Annotated in this window: 13 protein-coding genes; 7 read left to right on the top strand and 6 right to left on the bottom strand. The window is 47.5% G+C overall.

The genetic code is table 11. The features are described 5' to 3' along the window. Positions 1-76: 76 nt before the first annotated feature. From selD to C942_RS20830, 3 genes are all read left to right on the top strand, one after another. Positions 77-1,114, top strand: coding sequence for a selenide, water dikinase SelD (gene selD / locus C942_RS20840; protein ID WP_007469993.1), 1,038 nt, complete (start codon positions 77-79; stop codon positions 1,112-1,114). Continuing rightward, positions 1,114-2,208 (top strand): tRNA 2-selenouridine(34) synthase MnmH, encoded by a 1,095-nt coding sequence (gene mnmH, locus C942_RS20835; RefSeq protein ID WP_007469991.1) that lies wholly within the window; start codon positions 1,114-1,116, stop codon positions 2,206-2,208. Before selD ends, mnmH begins: the two co-directional genes overlap by 1 nt. Positions 2,209-2,438: 230 nt before the next feature. Further along, positions 2,439-4,424, top strand: coding sequence for a DNA topoisomerase III (locus tag C942_RS20830; protein ID WP_007469989.1), 1,986 nt, complete (start codon positions 2,439-2,441; stop codon positions 4,422-4,424). Here the strand turns inward: C942_RS20830 and C942_RS20825 are convergent. Together C942_RS20825 and C942_RS20820 are read right to left on the bottom strand one after the other, a co-directional pair. Continuing rightward, on the bottom strand, positions 4,421-6,040 hold the full coding sequence (locus tag C942_RS20825) for a sensor domain-containing diguanylate cyclase (protein ID WP_007469988.1): 1,620 nt from the start codon (positions 6,038-6,040) through the stop codon (positions 4,421-4,423). The genes C942_RS20830 and C942_RS20825 overlap by 4 nt on opposite strands. Positions 6,041-6,330: 290 nt before the next feature. After that, complete coding sequence (locus tag C942_RS20820; protein WP_007469984.1) at positions 6,331-7,026, bottom strand: SDR family oxidoreductase; 696 nt, start codon at positions 7,024-7,026, stop codon at positions 6,331-6,333. A 155-nt stretch (positions 7,027-7,181) separates the two neighbouring features. Here C942_RS20820 and C942_RS20815 point away from each other — a divergent pair, with 155 nt between their 5' ends. Continuing rightward, complete coding sequence (locus C942_RS20815) at positions 7,182-7,457, top strand: hypothetical protein (RefSeq protein WP_007469983.1); 276 nt, start codon at positions 7,182-7,184, stop codon at positions 7,455-7,457. Between the two features lie 67 nt (positions 7,458-7,524). Here the strand turns inward: C942_RS20815 and C942_RS20810 are convergent, their stop codons facing one another. Both C942_RS20810 and C942_RS20805 read right to left on the bottom strand, forming a co-directional pair. Next, positions 7,525-9,384 (bottom strand): DUF3413 domain-containing protein, encoded by a 1,860-nt coding sequence (locus tag C942_RS20810; RefSeq protein ID WP_007469981.1) that lies wholly within the window; start codon positions 9,382-9,384, stop codon positions 7,525-7,527. Between the two features lie 46 nt (positions 9,385-9,430). After that, positions 9,431-9,649 (bottom strand): YejL family protein, encoded by a 219-nt coding sequence (locus tag C942_RS20805; protein WP_007469979.1) that lies wholly within the window; start codon positions 9,647-9,649, stop codon positions 9,431-9,433. Positions 9,650-9,723: 74 nt separating this feature from the next. Between C942_RS20805 and yejK the strand changes: the two genes are divergently transcribed. The 3 genes from yejK to C942_RS20790 all read left to right on the top strand — a co-directional run bounded on the left by yejK (position 9,724) and on the right by C942_RS20790 (position 12,787). Next, positions 9,724-10,737, top strand: a complete 1,014-nt coding sequence (gene yejK / locus C942_RS20800) for a nucleoid-associated protein YejK (RefSeq protein ID WP_007469977.1) — start codon at positions 9,724-9,726, stop codon at positions 10,735-10,737. Positions 10,738-10,993: 256 nt separating this feature from the next. Then, on the top strand, positions 10,994-12,283 hold the full coding sequence (locus tag C942_RS20795; RefSeq protein ID WP_007469975.1) for an Hpt domain-containing protein: 1,290 nt from the start codon (positions 10,994-10,996) through the stop codon (positions 12,281-12,283). A 117-nt stretch (positions 12,284-12,400) separates the two neighbouring features. Next, the gene (locus C942_RS20790) at positions 12,401-12,787 is read left to right on the top strand and encodes a nitrous oxide-stimulated promoter family protein (RefSeq protein ID WP_332308711.1); all 387 of its coding nucleotides are present in this window, start codon (positions 12,401-12,403) and stop codon (positions 12,785-12,787) included. A gap of 106 nt (positions 12,788-12,893) precedes the next feature. Here the strand turns inward: C942_RS20790 and fldA are convergent, their stop codons facing one another. Together fldA and nifJ are read right to left on the bottom strand one after the other, a co-directional pair. Next, positions 12,894-13,388, bottom strand: a complete 495-nt coding sequence (gene fldA / locus C942_RS20785) for a flavodoxin FldA (protein WP_007469971.1) — start codon at positions 13,386-13,388, stop codon at positions 12,894-12,896. Positions 13,389-13,469: 81 nt separating this feature from the next. Further along, on the bottom strand, positions 13,470-17,039 hold the full coding sequence (gene nifJ / locus C942_RS20780) for a pyruvate:ferredoxin (flavodoxin) oxidoreductase (protein WP_007469969.1): 3,570 nt from the start codon (positions 17,037-17,039) through the stop codon (positions 13,470-13,472). Positions 17,040-17,155: the final 116 nt, after the last annotated feature.

Below are 17,155 nucleotides of genomic sequence, written 5' to 3'. Positions count from 1 at the left end.
TTTTGATCCAGAATGGTGACAGGGTATAGCCGCAGGAGTAGAATTCTTCGCTCTTGTCATTATCCCGGAGCGTGTCATGGAAAATGTTCGCCTAACTCAATATAGCCACGGTGCAGGCTGTGGTTGTAAAATTTCTCCCCAAGTTCTTGATACTATTCTCCGAACTCAACTCACCCCATTTGCAGATCCTAACCTGCTGGTAGGTAATGAAAGTAAAGACGATGCTGCTGTCTATGATCTGGGCAACGGCAGTGCAGTGATCAGCACCACTGACTTCTTCATGCCTATTGTTGATGACCCGTTTGATTTCGGCCGAATTGCAGCAACTAACGCTATCAGCGATATTTACGCGATGGGCGGTAAGCCAATCATGGCGATTGCGATCCTGGGCTGGCCCGTCAATGTGCTGGCACCTGAAATTGCCCAGCAAGTTATTGAAGGTGGTCGTTCTGTTTGTCGTGAGGCTGGTATTTCTCTTGCTGGTGGTCACTCTATTGATGCACCTGAGCCGATTTTCGGCCTGGCGGTAACCGGTATCGTTGATACAGACCGTGTGAAACGAAACAACCAGGCAGAAGCTGGCTGTAAACTATACCTGACCAAACCACTAGGTATCGGTGTTCTGACCACGGCTGAGAAAAAATCCAAGCTGGCAGATGAGCATGTTGGCCTTGCTCGTGACTGGATGTGCAAGCTGAACAAGCCTGGTGCAGATTTTGCCGATATCGCTGGTGTGAAGGCTATGACGGATGTAACCGGTTTTGGCCTGATGGGTCACCTGAACGAGATCTGTGAAGGCAGTGAGCTGAAAGCCAAAGTTTGGTTTAATCAGGTTCCGCACCTGCCGGGTGTGTTTGACTATATCGGTCAGGGCTGTGTTCCTGGCGGTACTGGTCGTAACTTTGCCAGCTATGGTCACCGTATCGGTGAAATGAGCGATCAGCAGATGGCATTGCTGTGTGACCCTCAGACATCAGGTGGTTTGCTGCTGGCTGTTACGCCGGAAGCGGAGCAGGAAGTGCAAGCTGTGGCTGAGCGCCATGGTATTGAGCTGAATGCAATTGGTGAACTGATGCCAGCGAATGGCGAGAAAACCCTGATTGAGATTTGCTAATGTCACGCCCTAATTGTGAAGATTTCCGACAACTTTTTGTCAACGACACGCCGCTGATGGATATGCGAGCTCCGGTTGAGTTTGCTCAAGGCGCGTTTCCGACCTCGGTAAACCGTCCTTTGATGCTGGATTCTGAACGGGAAGCTGTCGGTACCTGTTATAAAGAGCAAGGGCAGGAAGCAGCACTTGCTTTGGGGCATGAGCTGGTTCATGGTGACATCAAAGCTGAGCGTGTTGCTCAGTGGAAGGCATTCTGTGAAGCGAACCCGAATGGTTACCTTTACTGTTTCCGTGGCGGTCTGCGCTCGGAAATCACTCAGCAGTGGCTGAAAGAAGCCGGTATTGAGTACCCAAAGATCGTTGGCGGCTATAAAGCACTGCGACGTTTTCTGATCGATACTATCGAACAGGTTGCAGCACAGCCGATGACGCTAATCGGTGGTAACACAGGTTGCGGTAAAACTATCATGGTCAATGAACTGGGAAACGGTATTGATCTTGAGGGGGCAGCAAATCATCGCGGTTCATCATTCGGTCGCTATGTCACAGAGCAACGTACACAGATTAACTTCGAGAACGTGCTGGCTGTTGAAATGCTGAAAAAGCAGGAGCGCGGTTTTACTCATTTCGTTTATGAAGACGAAGGTCGAATTATCGGCTCTGCCAATGTTCCGCTGGCGCTGAATGAAGCGATGCAGCATGCAAAGATTGCCGTGGTTAATGATCCGGTTGATGTCCGTATTGGCCGACTTATCGATGATTATGTAGTGCGGATGCAGCGTGATTTCGTTGCCCGTGACGGCGAAGAGCTAGGCTGGATTAATTTTGCTGAGTACCTGGCTCGCGGGATGTTCGGTATTCGCAAGCGTCTTGGTCTGGAGCGTTATGAAGCGCTGCTTAATGTTCAGCAGCAGGCTGTTAAAGCGATGCAGATTAACGGCTCTCTTGATGGCCATGACGACTGGCTAAGACCTTTGCTGGTTGAATATTATGATCCTATGTACACCTATCAGCTGAGTAAGAAAGCTGACCGAATCGTATTCCGTGGCGAGTACGATGAAGTTAAAGACTGGCTGGTTGAAAAAACGAAGTAGGTTGGGGTTCTGGTTTCAATATCCGGTATCAGGGGCTTTATTTTAAGCCACCGGATCGAAATTAAGTCCTAATGGTAAAGAGAAGCGAAGTTACTGTTTACTTCGTTTCTCTTCCCTTTAGTATTTGTCGCATCTCGAATTTGTTTCTCCTGTATCTATATCCAGTATTTCTTGTCCTCATCGTTCTTTTTTCTTATAGTTCAGCTCAAAAGAATGAGTGAACAACTTCCATGACCCGTTTGTATATTGCTGAAAAACCAAGCCTAGGTCGCGCCATTGCGGCTGTATTACCTCGTCCCCATAAAAACCATGACGGTTATATCGAGGTAGGCAATGGAGACATCGTGACCTGGTGTATAGGGCATTTGCTTGAGCAGGTTGAGCCTGATGCCTATGATGAGAAATATAAAAAATGGAATATGGGTGATTTGCCGATTATTCCTCTGCAATGGCAACTGGCACCGAGAAAGTCGGCCAGTAAGCAGCTTTCTGTGGTCAGAAAGCTGGCAAAAAAAGCATCGGAAGTTGTTCATGCCGGAGACCCGGATCGGGAAGGGCAGTTGTTGGTTGATGAAGTGATCGACTACGTTAAACTGGCACAAAGCAAGAAAGCCAATATGCAACGGTTGCTGATTTCAGATTTGAACCCGGCGGCAGTGAAGCGTGCATTAGGTAAGATGCGCAGCAACCGGGACTTTATCCCGCTATCTGTCTCAGCTTTGGCCCGTTCTCGTGCGGACTGGCTTTATGGTATGAACATGACACGGGCTTATACCCTGCTGGGTCAGAAGGGCGGCTATCGTGGCGTGTTGTCTGTTGGACGGGTGCAGACTCCGGTTCTGGGACTGGTGACACGCCGTGATGACGAAATTGCCAATTTTGTTCCTAAGCCATTTTATGAAGTGTTTGCCCTGATTCCGTATCAGGACATCATGATCCGTGCGCGCTGGAAACCAAGTGATGCCTGCAAACCCTGGCAGGATGAAGATGGGCGGATTCTCAACCGACAGTTGTGTGAAAATGTTGTTGGTCGAATTAAGGGGCAACCTGCGGAGGTTACAGAGTCTGAACGAAAAGAAACCCGGCAGGCTCCGCCTTTACCTTATTCACTTTCAGCATTGCAGATCGACGCTGCCAAGCGTTACGGTATGAGTGCTGCCGATGTACTGGCAAACTGTCAGTCGCTTTATGAAAAGCATAAAGTGATCACTTACCCTCGCTCTGACTGTCGCTATTTACCGGTGGATCATTTCAGGCAGGCAAATGATGTCTGCCAGGCTATCGCCAATAATGCTGGTGAGCTGAGCAACGCGGTAAACGGTGCTGATACTTCTTTGAAATCCAAAGCTTGGAACGATAAGAAAGTAGACGCTCACCATGCGATTATTCCTACCCCTAAGGCAGTGAACGCTGCGGCTTTGAGCAGCAGCGAAAATAAAGTTTATCAGCTGATTGCCCGCCAGTATCTGATGCAGTTTTATCCGCCAGCGGTTTATAGCGAGGCGAAACTGGCTTTTACGATTGCTGGTGGACTCTTTATTGCCAAGGGGCGTCAGTTGATGAGTCCTGGGTGGCGCGAACTGCTGGGACGTAATGATTCAACCGAGGACAAAGATTTGGCGGATAAGGTGCCACCTTTGGAAAAGGGAACAGTGCTGACTTGTCAGGATGGTGAAATCAAAGACAAGATGACAGAGCCGCCAAAGCCGTTTACTGAAGCAACACTTTTGCAGGCGATGACAGGTATTGCTCGTTTTGTTTCTGATTCATCGCTGAAGAAGATATTGCGGGAAACAGATGGTCTCGGCACCGAAGCCACCCGGGCCGGCATTTTGGATACCTTGTTTAAACGTCAGTTACTGATGCGTCAGGGAAAGAGTATTCATGCAACTGAAGCTGGTCGTGGTCTGGTTTATGCGCTGCCGGATGAGGCAACCTATCCCGATATGACGGCACATTGGGAGCATCAGTTGCAGGATATGGCGGAAAAGAAATGTGCTTATCAGCCTTTTATGGATGCCCTCCAGTCAAGGCTGTTGCTGATGATGGATAACGTCAGACAAAGCGAGGTGCCGCCAAGCCTTCGCGAGCTGAAATCGCCGGAACCGTTTAAAGGTGGGAAGAAGCGTCGATATCGTAAAGGCACTGCTAAGTCCGGCTCGAAATCGACAGCTAGTGCAGGAACCAGAAAAGCCACGAAGAAGAAAGCTGGTTAACTGCTGACGCAGAATTGGTTTCTACCATTATCCTTTGCTTGATAAAGCGCTTTATCAGTTTTTTTGAAGAATATATCCGGAGAATTATTTTCTGTCGGGATAATAGTGTTGACCCCGATACTGATCGAGACAATGGTCGCAGCACTGTCTGCACCATTGATTCTCGGGATTTCCAGCATTTGGATGGCATGTAACGCACGCTGGGCGATATAACCAGCGCTGAACTGATCCTGATTAGGCAGCAGTAGGACAAATTCTTCACCGCCATAACGGGCAAACAAAGCGCCTGAGCGCCGCTCAAGTGATTCCAGGGTGCTGGCAATCATCTTCAGGCATCGGTCTCCGGCGGCGTGACCATAATTATCGTTATAAGACTTAAAATGATCCACATCGATCAGCAGAAGTGACAATGGTTGCTGGTGGCGACTTGCATGTAACCATTCTTCCCTAAACCTTTGATCAAACACCCTGCGGTTGGACACAGAGGTCAGGGGATCAAGGCGGGATATTTTTTCAAGCTGCCCGTTCACTCGCTCCAGTTCAGCAGTTCTGTCCAGAACTCGTTGCTCCAGCTCTTTGTTCAGTTTTATCAGCTTTTCTTCTGCTTGCCTGCGTACCAGGTGTTGAGAAACTATGAAGCCGAACTGCTTTAACAGCTGGCGGTGATAACTGAGAAACGGCATTCCTGTCAGTAGGTTGTCACAGGCTATCCAACCTACAGGACTATCTTCGTCCCATAGGGAGATATAGGCATTCCATCCAAATCCCACTTGCTTGAAATCATGATAGAGCGGGGTGTTTTCATTGACTGAAAGGTACTCTTTCAGTACTTGTTTGTTGTTAGTGTACCAATAGTCATCTGGAATCTTTGATTCAAAGTATTGCTCATCAATGGTGTTACCAAACAGGTCGGTACCATAAGTACCCTGCATTAGGTTGTTCCCTTTGCACAAAAAGATTGCCATCCGGTCGACATGGAGTACTTTCTTGGCTTCGTCAACAGCAGTAAAAAGCATGTCATCAATGGAGCGCGCACGCCAAAGCTTGAATGAGATGTCATGCAGGGCCTGTAGTTGCTCCTGTAAAGCCTGTTGTTCATGCTGGCTGATTTGCAGTTCACGTTCAGCTGTTCGGCGGCCATGGTGCTCATGTTCGATACTTTCACTGAGCAAACCCGCATCCAGTTCAGAAGCGAGCAATGTAGCCAAGTAGTTGAAATCAGAGCATTGCAAATGGGGATCTTTTGGCAAGTCGATGATCAGAAGGCCGATAATGACTGAGCGCCTTTCCAGCGGCAACCACAACCGACAACCATTTTCTATGTTGTCTAGACGGGCGTTGTTTATCCGGATAGTGTGTGTGATTTGAGAAAAAGGGATTCGATTGTTTTCTTTGATCTTTGTTGGTGGAAATTGGTAGTGGATCCCTGATTCATCCATTCTCAGCAAGGTATTCCAGCGGGCCTGATAGGCAACAATAAGTTGTACCTGAGTGGCAGCGAAATCTTCGGCTAAGTGCCTGCAAGTGAGCTCACAAATTGTCCGTAGGCCGTGTGTTTTTCCCCAGACACTCATCAGGTGGTGGTAAAACGTATTCAATCGCTCATTTTCTGCCAACGTCAGCTGTCCATTTTGGATATTACTATTTGTTGATGGCAGTATTTTTAACGATCAGTGAAATTATTGTTCGTGCTAATCACACATATTGATGTGAAAATAATTGCATTTTTGTAAATTGCGAGTCATTGCACAACTTAGACTGTTTAATTTTAGGTTTGTTGGCAGATCGAATTTGCCCGTTGTTAGACAAGCGTTATGTTGGAAAGATATCTGAAAAAGCAATGTTGCCGGAAGAAAAATACTTCCGGCGTAAGAGTGAACAGATCGTGAATGTGAACAACTAATTGTTACCAGGCAACAGCTTTACCCTGATAATCAAGGAAAGTGCCGGAATCTATTTTTGAAAGGTTATTGATTACATGCATCAGGCCTTTCGCAGAAGTTTGGGGGGCGATTAAAGCATTAGGCCCGCCCATTTCTGTTTGGACCCACCCAGGGTGAAGGGCAACGGAGATAATACCTTCAGGTAGCAGGTCGTTGGAGAGACTTTTAACCACCGAATTGAGTGCTGCTTTTGACGAACGGTAAATATAGCCGCCGCCGCTGGTATTTTCCGTCATGCTGCCGACCTTTGATGACATGCAGGCAATGATGCCCGGATTTTCTGATTTCAACTGCGGATAAAACGCTTCAGCTAGTTTTAACGGCGCAATAGTGTTGATCTCAAAGACTTTTCTCCACTCATCGGCATCAGTGTTTCCAAAACCATAACCTTTAGGTCCGTAGTAGCCAGCGTTATTTATCAGCAAATCCAAAGGGATATCAGCCATTTGTTGGCTAAGCGATAAAATGGCCTGATGATCGGTAACATCCAGCGCAAGTAGAGTCAGGGCTTCAGTTTCATTTTGGCGTTGTTGTAATTCTGTAGCCAAGTCTGGTTGGCGGCAACAGGCAAAGACATGCCACCCGGCATTCAGATAAGCATTAACCAGCGCCAGGCCGACACCACGGTTTGCACCGGTGATCAGGACATTTTTCTTCATTATTACTCTCTGTTTCTTCTGAACTCATTGGAGCCATTGTTTAGCTCATGGAGTAGACGTTGCACTAAAAGTAGCAGAAGTGTCGAAACTAAGACAGTCTGCTGAGAACGGCTTACATATTATGATATGTAATGCTTATTTTCAGGGAGTGTTGCATGCTTGTTTTATTACGGAAAGGTTGGATCATCGGCCTTTCGCTGGTTCTGATCAGCTGCGCGGATACCCGGCATGACAGATTAATGGAGCTGGGTTTTACCCGTAACTACCTTGATGGTTACCAGGATGGTTGTAGCAGTAGGAAGGAAGAAGCACAGACTTTTAAGGATGGATTTCGTCGTGATCCAGAGCGAGCAGAAAGGGACAAAAAATATGCTAATGGCTGGGATGACGGCTACGATCAATGCTATGCCGGTAATATTGATTACTATTGAGCATAATTGTTATGTGTCCGAAAAACAAAAGGCAGCCATGGGGCTGCCTTTGTGCTTGTTTGCGTACTTAGTTAACTGGGTAAAAACGCTTGAGCTCGTGCATTACCTGCATCAAGGTTGAAAGCTTCGGTTTGCCTTCATCTTTCAACTGGTAGTTTTGATCATACACACGGTAATTGCCGTATTTGTCGACAACGGTGACAGTATTTTTCTGCAACACCACAATATCTTTTTTACTACCAGCAAGAACCCAGCGACGTTCCGGGTTTGGCTCAAAAAGATTGATCCCGCTGGAGTATGCCGTTGTCGGCGTAGTTGTGTTCAGCAGTGATTCCATCAGGGTAGGAACAATATCCAGATGGCTGGTGACCCGCTCTGTTACGGCTGGAACTGTGTCCGGCCAGCTGATAACCAGCGGAACCTGAAGCTGGTATTTACTGTAGTTACTGTTAGCTCCCCAACTGTTAGTACCGGTTTCATTAAACTCAGTGCCATGGTTGGCTGTAACAATAACGATGGTATTAGCCAAGTTGTCGGTTGCAACCAGTTTTTCAAAGATATCAATCAGCAGTTCATCAGTATGATAGGCTGCATTCTTGTAGCTGTTTTTCAGAAGCTGGCTGGTATCGGCATGGCCGGCGGTAAGATTGGTTGTGCCCAGTGAAGGCTTGAATCGCGGAATGTAGTTACCGCCTTCTTCAAAGTTTTCCACAGTGGCCAGCTCAATATAACTGAACCATGGTTTATCAACCTTTTGTTCATCCAGCCAAGCTTTCCAATCAGTAATTGCTTGCTTATCACTGTATCTTGTATCTGCACTTTCACTATTTTTATGCAGTTTTCTGCCGTTGAAAATGGCTTCTTCATAAATCGGTGTACCAAAACCGTTTCCGCTAAACAGGCCGAATTCATAGCCACGTTTGCTTAGGGTATTCAGTAGAACCGGAGTATTGCCTGTAGAGCGAATACTGTTCATATAACCGCCAGGCAGACCGTAGAAAAGGCCGAACAGGCTGCCGGCATTTTCATTGCTGGCACTGAAATGGTTGCTGAAACTTTGGTTTTGCTGCGCAAATGCAGCAAGGTATGGCATGGTTTCAGTGTTGACCATATCGCTACGTAGGCCGTCAACTACCACTAGAAGAACGTTTTGTCTTGTACCTTGGTCATTAAAGGTTATTTTTTCAATCGGATAACGAATCTGTTCGCTTTCCTCAACGCCTTGGGCATCCAGGCGTTTGCTGTATTCCTGGCGATCAAGTAACCCGTGTTTTTCCATAAAGGTTTTTGCTGTCATTGGGTATGACAACGGGAAGTTTGAACGCTGCATGGTTACCGGGCGGTAGAGGTTGGCATCCGCCCAGATATAAATCAGATGACTACTCAGGAAGCATAGGCCGAAAACAGCGGCAATCGGAACACCGACATGTTTGCGGGTTAGCTTCCTGAGTTTGCGCCACAGCCATTCCGACAGAATTAACTGCATCAGGAAAATTACCGGAACGGTAATAAACAGGTATTGCCAGCGGGCGTTCAGATCCGTTTTCTCTCCGCTTAGCAGCAGGTCCCAAACTAAGGGGCTCAGGTGCAATTCCAGCGATTCGTAGGCATGGGTGTCCAGCAGCAGTGCTGTCAGCCCTACAGTACCGACCAAAACCGCAAACAGGCGCATCAGGCGCTGTGACGGGATCAGGAAGCTGGCAGGAAAAAGAATGAGGATATAAAAGCCAAAGACAAGGAAGCCAAAATGCCCGATCCAGCTGAACCCAAGGTAGAGCTGTCCCATGATGGTTTCAGGCCATTCAGAATGCACAATATATCGCGTGCCCAAAAGCATGGCTGCGATGATATTGAAAAAGCTGAACCAGTGCCCCCAGCTGATCAGCTGGGACACTTTGTCTTTATAATTGTTACCGCTGGTGACCATAGATGTCAGTAATTCCCGGTCTTATATGAGACGCTTATAAACAAGCTTAATCTTCTTTGATAGAGGTCTGCAGAGCTTGGGCGAATTTCTCTGCGATTGCTTTCCTTTGCGATGCAGGTACATCTGCATTGATGATGTTGGTAGCAATGTTGCCCATGATCATCAGTGCAAGTTCTGCTGAAGCATCATGCTTCTCTAGTACATCGAACACATCTTCAATGATTTGTTCAACTTTTTTATTTGGGTATTTTGAAATAATTGGCATAAGAAGTCTTGTTTAATGTTAAAGAAAGCGACTTATAATAACCTACACTTTAGATTAACTGAAACTTTTCCATTATGAGCCTTACTCTTTCGAACGTCATTCTTCATCAGCTGACAAAAAATGAGCAAGATGAGCTTGAAGTTCATCTTAGAAACCAAATGCTTGAAAATGATCAGGCGACCGAGGACCTGGTTGCAGAACTACACCGAATTTACAGTAGCAAGGGAGCCAAAGGTTTCGCCCATTTTGCTGATGACAGTGAGTTTTGCCACTGGCTGAAGCAGGTTCGCTCCGGTGAAATGGATTTCCTGACATTTTCCAGCCAGTCGGCGCAGCGACTGCAGGCAGAGTTGGCGAAATATCCGTTTGCAGAAGCGGGCACCCTGGTTCTGGCTGAATATCAGTCACTGGCGACAGATTATCTTTTCATCGGTTTGCTGCCAACCTGTCACAGTATGAAAGTGACAGAGCAGCTGGATATCAGTGCGACTGATTATCTTGATGTGAGCAAAATGGATATCGTTGCTCGAATTGATCTTTCGTCATGGGAAACTGATGCCGACTCTAATCGCTATCTGACGTTCCTGAAAGGGCGTGTTGGCCGTAAGATTGCCGATTTCTTCTTGGATTTCCTTCAGGCGGAAGTTGGTCTTGATGTGAAAGAACAGAACCAGGTTCTGATGCAGGCGGTAGAAGACTTCTGTGCTGATTCGAGAATGGATAAAGAAGAAAAGCAGGAATATCGCAAGCAGGTTTATGAATACTGTAATGGTCAGTTGCAAGCTGGTGAAGAAGTTACGGTTAAAGAACTGGCACAAGAGCTGCCTGCTTCTGATGATGGCTCAGATTTCTACCAGTTTACCTCGAACCAGGGCTATGAACTGGAAGAGAGCTTCCCGGCAGATCGTACAACTATGCGTAAGCTGACCAAATTTGTTGGTTCTGGCGGTGGTATCTCTATCAACTTCGACAGTATGCTGTTGGGTGAGCGTATTTTCTATGATGCAGATACTGACACCCTGACAATTAAAGGTACACCACCTAACCTTAAAGACCAGTTGCAACGCCGCTTGAATACTGAGAACTAAGCATTGAATTAAGCATCAGTCTTGTGAATAAACCACCTTGTCTGCCCGATAAGGTGGTTTTTTTATATTTGTGTGATGCCGTGCTCTTGTTTGCATAATGATGGTGGAACGGAATGCGGTAGTTAACTAAGGTTAGTTTTACTAGACACTATATGGGACTGGTTGTGCTTTTTTGGGGCTCTATAATGGTTTATCAGCATTTTTTAATCTACAGCGTAGCCCATAGCCTCATTCCGCAGAGATAACAGGAGCTGACATGGGAGATAAACAAACAGGAGATATGGCTGAGGGCTTTTCAAAAGCCAGGACTCCGGATAAGCCTTCGTTTGACGTCGGAGCTTCGAGGCGTATTTCTTTATCTTTATTGATGTCGATAACCTTCTTTTTTGTCGGATGTCTGTTGCTTGTTGTTTGCTTTGCAGCACTGACGTCGCTATTTCCAGACTCGATGCCATTAAAATTGTTCTGGTTTGATGCGGGTGCAGTTTCATTTTCGGTCTTGCTGGGTGTAATGGTGGCAGTCATAGTGATGCTGGCTGTCGGGTATTACTGGCTTAAGCAGCGGCTCAGCCAGCAAGAAACATCAAATGATCTGAGCTCTACTGAACCAGCACTAGAGCAGGCTGCAATTTCAGATGAGCAAAGTGCTGAGAGCCATATATCGGTTAAGAGTTCAGACGTTCAGAATGCCAAAGCTATTCTGGATTATGACCTGCTGCTTGAAAATATGGATGGTGATCAGGAAGCAGTGAGAATGCTGCTGGAGATTTTTGTTGATGAACATAATGATGATGCCAGTTTGCTTTCTGAGTCTTTGTTAAAAGGGCAGACAGAAGATGCATGTCGAATCGCTCATAGCCTGAAAGGGGTTGCCAGCAGCCTTGAAGCTCTGCAATTACGTGAAATTACAGAGCAGATAGAACGTACGATTAAGCAGGGACAGCCGGTAAATATTGAAGATATAGGTTTGCTTGATGAGGCGATAACTGTGTTACATGCTCAGATGGTGATTTATCTTGAATCTGAAGTGGCTTCTGAGTACGAGATCGAAGAGGTGAGTGAAGTAGATGAAGAGCCAGTAATTTTAGCTTCTAATAAGATGAATGCGATAGAAGAGGTTATGGTGGTTGATTCATATGAGGTGCCTGATATTCAAGTTGAACCTGGGCAGGAATCGATTTCACCTGTTCTGAATGTTGATTGTTTTTTGCACTCAATGGATGACGATGCAGAGTCTGCAAGAATCCTTTTGGAGATTTTTATCAATGAGCATGCTGATGACGTCAGTAAGCTGGCTGTGTTAGTCGGAAACAGTGAGCCGGATAATATTTGCGAACATGCGCTACGTTTGGTGCACAGCCTCAAAGGGGTCGCCGGTAATATTAGTGCAGATGCTTTGAAGCAGCAGGCGGAGTTGATTGAATTTCGGTATAAACGCCGTCAATGGGTAGAAGATGCCGAATATAAAAGGCTGGAGTGTTTATTGGACAGGACCGTGGAAGAAGCTGCTCAATATTTGTCTGAACAGTCAACAGAGATGGCCTGAAATGGAAAGGGTGATTGTATAACGGGAAAAACGCAGAGGTTTATACTATAAGATTTGTTGAATTGTAGTGGAAAAATTTGATCTTGGTGCAAAATTGATCTTTATCAATTTTAGTTTATGGCGGCTCTGGATAATACCGCCACTATGATAGTTCAAAGCAAACATTCAGTTCGTCAGCAGCGTGAACTGGACACAGCAAAAGCGATGATTCGCTTGTATTGTAAAACGTTGCACCGTGGGGCAGTTATTTGTCCTGAATGTGAAGGGCTAATCGAATATGTTGAATCACGAGTGGCTGCATGTCGCTTAGGTGAGGATAAGCCTAACTGTCTAAATTGTAAGAGCCAATGTTATCACCCGGCCAAGCGGCTTCAGTTAACTCATGTGTTGCGCTGGTCTATGCCAAAATTTGCATGGCGACGTCCATGGCAGGCTCTGCAATTTAAGCTAAGTTGTTTCCGTTCAGTAGAAACAGTAAATACACAACCAGTATCATCAAGATAGTTTTCTTTTAGCCGTACAGGTTCGCAATTTAAAACTTGTTGATAAGGAAGAGATAAAACAAAGGCTGCATGATGCAGCCTTTGTTTTTTGTATCTTTCGGTTTGAATCAGGCGGTCAGCCCAAGTGAATTCAGCCATGTCGCGATACGATCATCGGTCAATTCCGGTTGACGATCTTCATCCAGTGCTAGGCCGACAAAACGCCCATCGTTCACCGCGCGTGAGTCGTTGAACTCGTAGCCTTCGGTTGCCCAGTCACCAATCAACTCGCCGCCAGCTTCTGTAATGAGTTCAGCCAGATCGCCCATGGCGTCCAGGAAGCTGTCTGGATAATCTACCTGATCACCCAGTCCGAATAAGGCAACTTTCTTTCCACTCAGATCTGCATCTTCCAGCTCCGGGACAAAGTAATCCCAGTCCGGCTGCATTTCACCGTAGTTAGCCGTTGGGGTGCCTAAAATCAGCAAATCATAGTCATCAAAGATGTCGTTGCTGCTACCGGCAATGTCTTGTGCTTCCAGGTTAAGGTTGGCGGCAATTTTCTCTGCCACTTTTTCAGTATTACCAGTGTCACTGCCAAAAAAGATACCAATGTTTGTCATGTTCATCTCCAGCTTTACGCTTAAATTCAGTTGATTCTTGTCCCGCATAATCAGTGGATACAGCCGTGCAGGACATGGTTGTTATTTTTCAGTTTTCCACAGGCCAAGTTGAGCCAGCAGTAAGTGTTTGTGTGCGACTTGTTGGCGAAGTCGTTCAAGGTTAGCCTGATACTGTTCCGGATTACGGCGCAGGATTTGGGTGAAGCGGGCTTCTCGGCTGACCAGATCTTCGACATCTTTCTTTGGTGGCTTGGAGTCCATTTGCAGAGCTGCCCGGCCTTTTTCTGTTCGGCGCGGATCAAAGCGGAACAGCGGCCATAGTCCGGTTTCAACCAACAGCTGCTGGTGTTCGACACCTTCTGCCATATCAAAGCCATGGGTTATACATGGCGAATAGGCGATAACCAGTGATGGCCCCGGATAAGTTTCTGCTTCCTGAAGTGCTTTAATGGTCTGGTTCATGTTGGCACCCAGGGCGATTTTGGCGACGTACACATTGCCGTGCATCATCATATTCAGTGCCAGATCCTTTCCGTTGCTGCTCTTGCCCTGAGTTGCAAACTTGGCGACGGCACCGGTCGGTGTCGCTTTCGATTGTTGGCCGCCGGTGTTGGAGTAACCTTGGGTATCCATGACCAGAACATTCACGTTATCACTGCCGGCCAGTACATGATCCAAGCCGCCGAAACCAATGTCGTAAGCCCAGCCGTCACCGCCGACAATCCAGTTGCTCTTGGCGACCAGATCATCTGCCTGGTTATTTAGCCGGTTGTGGCTGTATGGCAGTTCAGCCCGGAGTCTGGCGATGTTCTGGCGTTGACGGTTTACTGCGGTTTCGCTGCTGTCAAACGCATCCTGATGAATTTGCTCCATAAGTTCTGCAGGCAGGAAATCAGCGGCTGTGTCTAACAGGCTAAGAGCTGAGTCTCGTTTGCTGTTGAGTGCCAAGCGCATGCCCAAGCCAAATTCGGCATTGTCTTCAAATAGGGAGTTAGCCCAAGCCGGGCCGCGGCCGTGTTTATCCACCGCATATGGTGTGGTCGGTAGGTTACCGCCATAGATGGACGAGCAGCCGGTTGCATTAGCAATGAGCAGACGATCGCCGAACAGTTGGGTCAGCAGCTTGATGTATGACGTTTCACCACAACCGGAGCAGGCTCCGGAGTATTCAAACAACGGCTGTAATAACTGGCTGGTGCGGGCATCAATACGTTTGATGTCGATACGCTTCAGTTCCGGCAGATCAAGGAAGAAGCGGTAGTTTTCGCTTTGTTGTTCAAGCTGTGGTTGCTTCGGTGCTAAATTGATGGCTTTGCGCGACGGATCGTTTTTGTCATTGGCCGGACAGGCCATTGTGCACAGGTTACAGCCGGTACAGTCCTGAGGGGACACCTGCAGAGTATACTGCTGCCCTTTGAAGTCGCGCTGTTTGTACTCGGTATATTTGAACCCTTCAGGTGCGCCCTGCAGGGCTTCCTGAGTAGCCGCTTTAGCACGAATTGCCGCATGCGGACAGACCAGGGTACAGATATTACATTGGGTACACAGGTCTTGTTCCCAGACAGGGATTTCTTGGGCTATGTTGCGTTTTTCCCACTGGCTGGTGGCGGTCGGCCAACGTCCGTCGACTGGGAAAGCACTGACTGGCAGCATGTCACCTTTGTTTGCCATCATTATGGCGCTGACACGCTTAACCAAATCCGGTGCATTTTCGCTCACAACTGGCGGGCGGCGGAACAGGCTGGTGGCCTGCTGCGGAATAACGACTTGCTGTAAACGGGCTACGGTCGCATCGACAGCATTGTGGTTTGCTTCGACAATTGCAGGGCCGCGTTTGCCGTAGCTTTTCTCTATCGCCTGCTTCAGCTGGCTGATGGCCTGTTCCAGCGGCATTAGTTCACTCAGAGCAAAGAAGGCTGTTTGCATGATGGTGTTGAGGCGGTTTTTCAGCCCAAGTTCACGCGCAAGCTTTACTGCATCAATGACGTAGAGATTAAGCTGCTTCTCGATGATGACTTGCTGGACTTCATGCGGTAGGTATTCCCATACTGTTTCTGCCGGATGCGGGCTGTTTAGCAGTACGGTACCTTGATGTGCTGCATGCTCGAACATCTCCAGTTTGTCGATAAACTGGAACTGGTGGCAGGCAATAAATTCAGCCTGATCAATCAAATAGGGCGCTTCGATCGGATTTGCATCAAATCGCAGATGAGAAACAGTTGTACCGCCGGACTTCTTCGAGTCATAAACAAAATAGCCCTGGGCATGTAATTTGGTATTCTCACCAATGATTTTAATGGTGTTTTTATTGGCACTGACTGTACCGTCTGCACCCAAGCCATAAAAGAGTGCGCGCAGGCGCTCTTTCGGTTCTGCATCTAGCGTGATTTTTGAAGGCAGTGACAGATGGGTAATATCGTCATTGATACCCACTGTGAAGTTATGGCTCAGCGCTTGCTCTGCCATTGCATCAAAGATACTGACAACATGGCTCGGATTGAATTCTTTTGATGATAAGCCGTATCGGCCACCCATAATGGCAGGCATATGCGGATACTGACCATCAGCATGAGCCTGCTGAATGGTGGCGATAACATCCAGGTATAGCGGTTCACCGGTTGCGCCTGGTTCTTTGGTGCGATCCAGCACAGCGATTTGCTTCGCGCTGGTTGGCAGAACCGACACGAAGTGTTGCAGAGAAAACGGACGATACAGGTGAACGGCCACGACACCGACTTTTTTGCCAAGTGTGAGCTGGTGATCGACAGCCTGCTGTACAGCTGAAGATGCCGAACCCATAATCACGATGACATCCGTTGCTTCCGGATGACCATAATAATCAAACAGCTTGTATTCCCTGCCGGTTAAGCGGGCAAACTCGGCCATTTTTCCAGCCACAATATCCGGACATGCCTGATAGAAGCCGTTGGCGGCTTCGCGAGCCTGGAAGAAGGTATCCGGGTTTTGAGCTGTACCGCGAATGCTTGGTGCATCTGGTGTGAGCCCGCGCTGATGGAATGCATCGACATCTTCTTGCGAGATCATTTGGCGGATCGTGTCATCGTCGATCGTGACGATCTTATTGATCTCATGCGATGTGCGGAATCCATCAAAGAAGTGAACAAACGGTACTCGACTTTCAAGCGTGGCTGCCTGGCTGATAAGTGCAAAATCGTGGGCCTGCTGAACAGAGTTTGCTGACAGCATCGCAAATCCGGTTTGGCGAACTGCCATGACGTCAGAGTGATCACCGAAGATAGATAGCGCATGGGTCGCGATAGTGCGGGCGGCAACATGCATCACAAAAGGTGTCAGCTCTCCGGCAATTTTGTACATGTTCGGGATTTTCAGTAATAACCCCTGAGATGAAGTAAACGTTGTTGCCATTGAGCCAGCCATCAGAGCCCCATGAACCGCGCCGGCTGCTCCGCCTTCTGACTGCATTTCAATTACGCGCGGAACTTGTCCCCACAGGTTGGTTTTCCCCTGACTTTCCCAAACTTCACAGGCTTCAGACATTGGGGAGGACGGCGTAATCGGGTAGATACCGATGACTTCATTACAGCGGTAAGCGATAGATGCGGCAGCTTCATTGCCATCCATCGTACTGTAGGTATTTGTTTTGCTATTAATGCGTGGATGTTCAGACATAACTAACTCCAGCGAACAGGCACTGTATATCCGGCTGAGACGGTAGCGTCCGGTAAGACAGGTACCGTAGACGTCAGCGTTTATCGTTATTTTTGAGAAGGGCCGACCTCTGAGTG

Origin of the sequence: Photobacterium marinum, from assembly GCF_000331515.1 — a bacterium.
Classification (GTDB): domain Bacteria; phylum Pseudomonadota; class Gammaproteobacteria; order Enterobacterales; family Vibrionaceae; genus Photobacterium; species Photobacterium marinum.
The sequence above is the reverse complement of the archived record's forward strand: the minus strand, read 5'-3'. Positions and strand labels throughout refer to the sequence as shown.

Excerpts from the sequence above, each read along its gene's own strand:
- nifJ (WP_007469969.1), bottom strand. The coding sequence starts at position 17,039 with ATGTCTGAACATCCACGCATTAATAGCAAAACAAATACCTACAGTACG.
- C942_RS20810 (WP_007469981.1), bottom strand. The coding sequence starts at position 9,384 with ATGGTCACCAGCGGTAACAATTATAAAGACAAAGTGTCCCAGCTGATC.
- C942_RS20820 (WP_007469984.1), bottom strand. The coding sequence starts at position 7,026 with ATGAAGAAAAATGTCCTGATCACCGGTGCAAACCGTGGTGTCGGCCTG.
- fldA (WP_007469971.1), bottom strand. The coding sequence starts at position 13,388 with ATGACAAACATTGGTATCTTTTTTGGCAGTGACACTGGTAATACTGAA.
- mnmH (WP_007469991.1), top strand. The coding sequence starts at position 1,114 with ATGTCACGCCCTAATTGTGAAGATTTCCGACAACTTTTTGTCAACGAC.
- selD (WP_007469993.1), top strand. The coding sequence starts at position 77 with ATGGAAAATGTTCGCCTAACTCAATATAGCCACGGTGCAGGCTGTGGT.
- C942_RS20795 (WP_007469975.1), top strand. The coding sequence starts at position 10,994 with ATGGGAGATAAACAAACAGGAGATATGGCTGAGGGCTTTTCAAAAGCC.
- C942_RS20815 (WP_007469983.1), top strand. The coding sequence starts at position 7,182 with ATGCTTGTTTTATTACGGAAAGGTTGGATCATCGGCCTTTCGCTGGTT.
- C942_RS20805 (WP_007469979.1), bottom strand. The coding sequence starts at position 9,649 with ATGCCAATTATTTCAAAATACCCAAATAAAAAAGTTGAACAAATCATT.
- C942_RS20830 (WP_007469989.1), top strand. The coding sequence starts at position 2,439 with ATGACCCGTTTGTATATTGCTGAAAAACCAAGCCTAGGTCGCGCCATT.
- C942_RS20790 (WP_332308711.1), top strand. The coding sequence starts at position 12,401 with ATGGCGGCTCTGGATAATACCGCCACTATGATAGTTCAAAGCAAACAT.
- yejK (WP_007469977.1), top strand. The coding sequence starts at position 9,724 with ATGAGCCTTACTCTTTCGAACGTCATTCTTCATCAGCTGACAAAAAAT.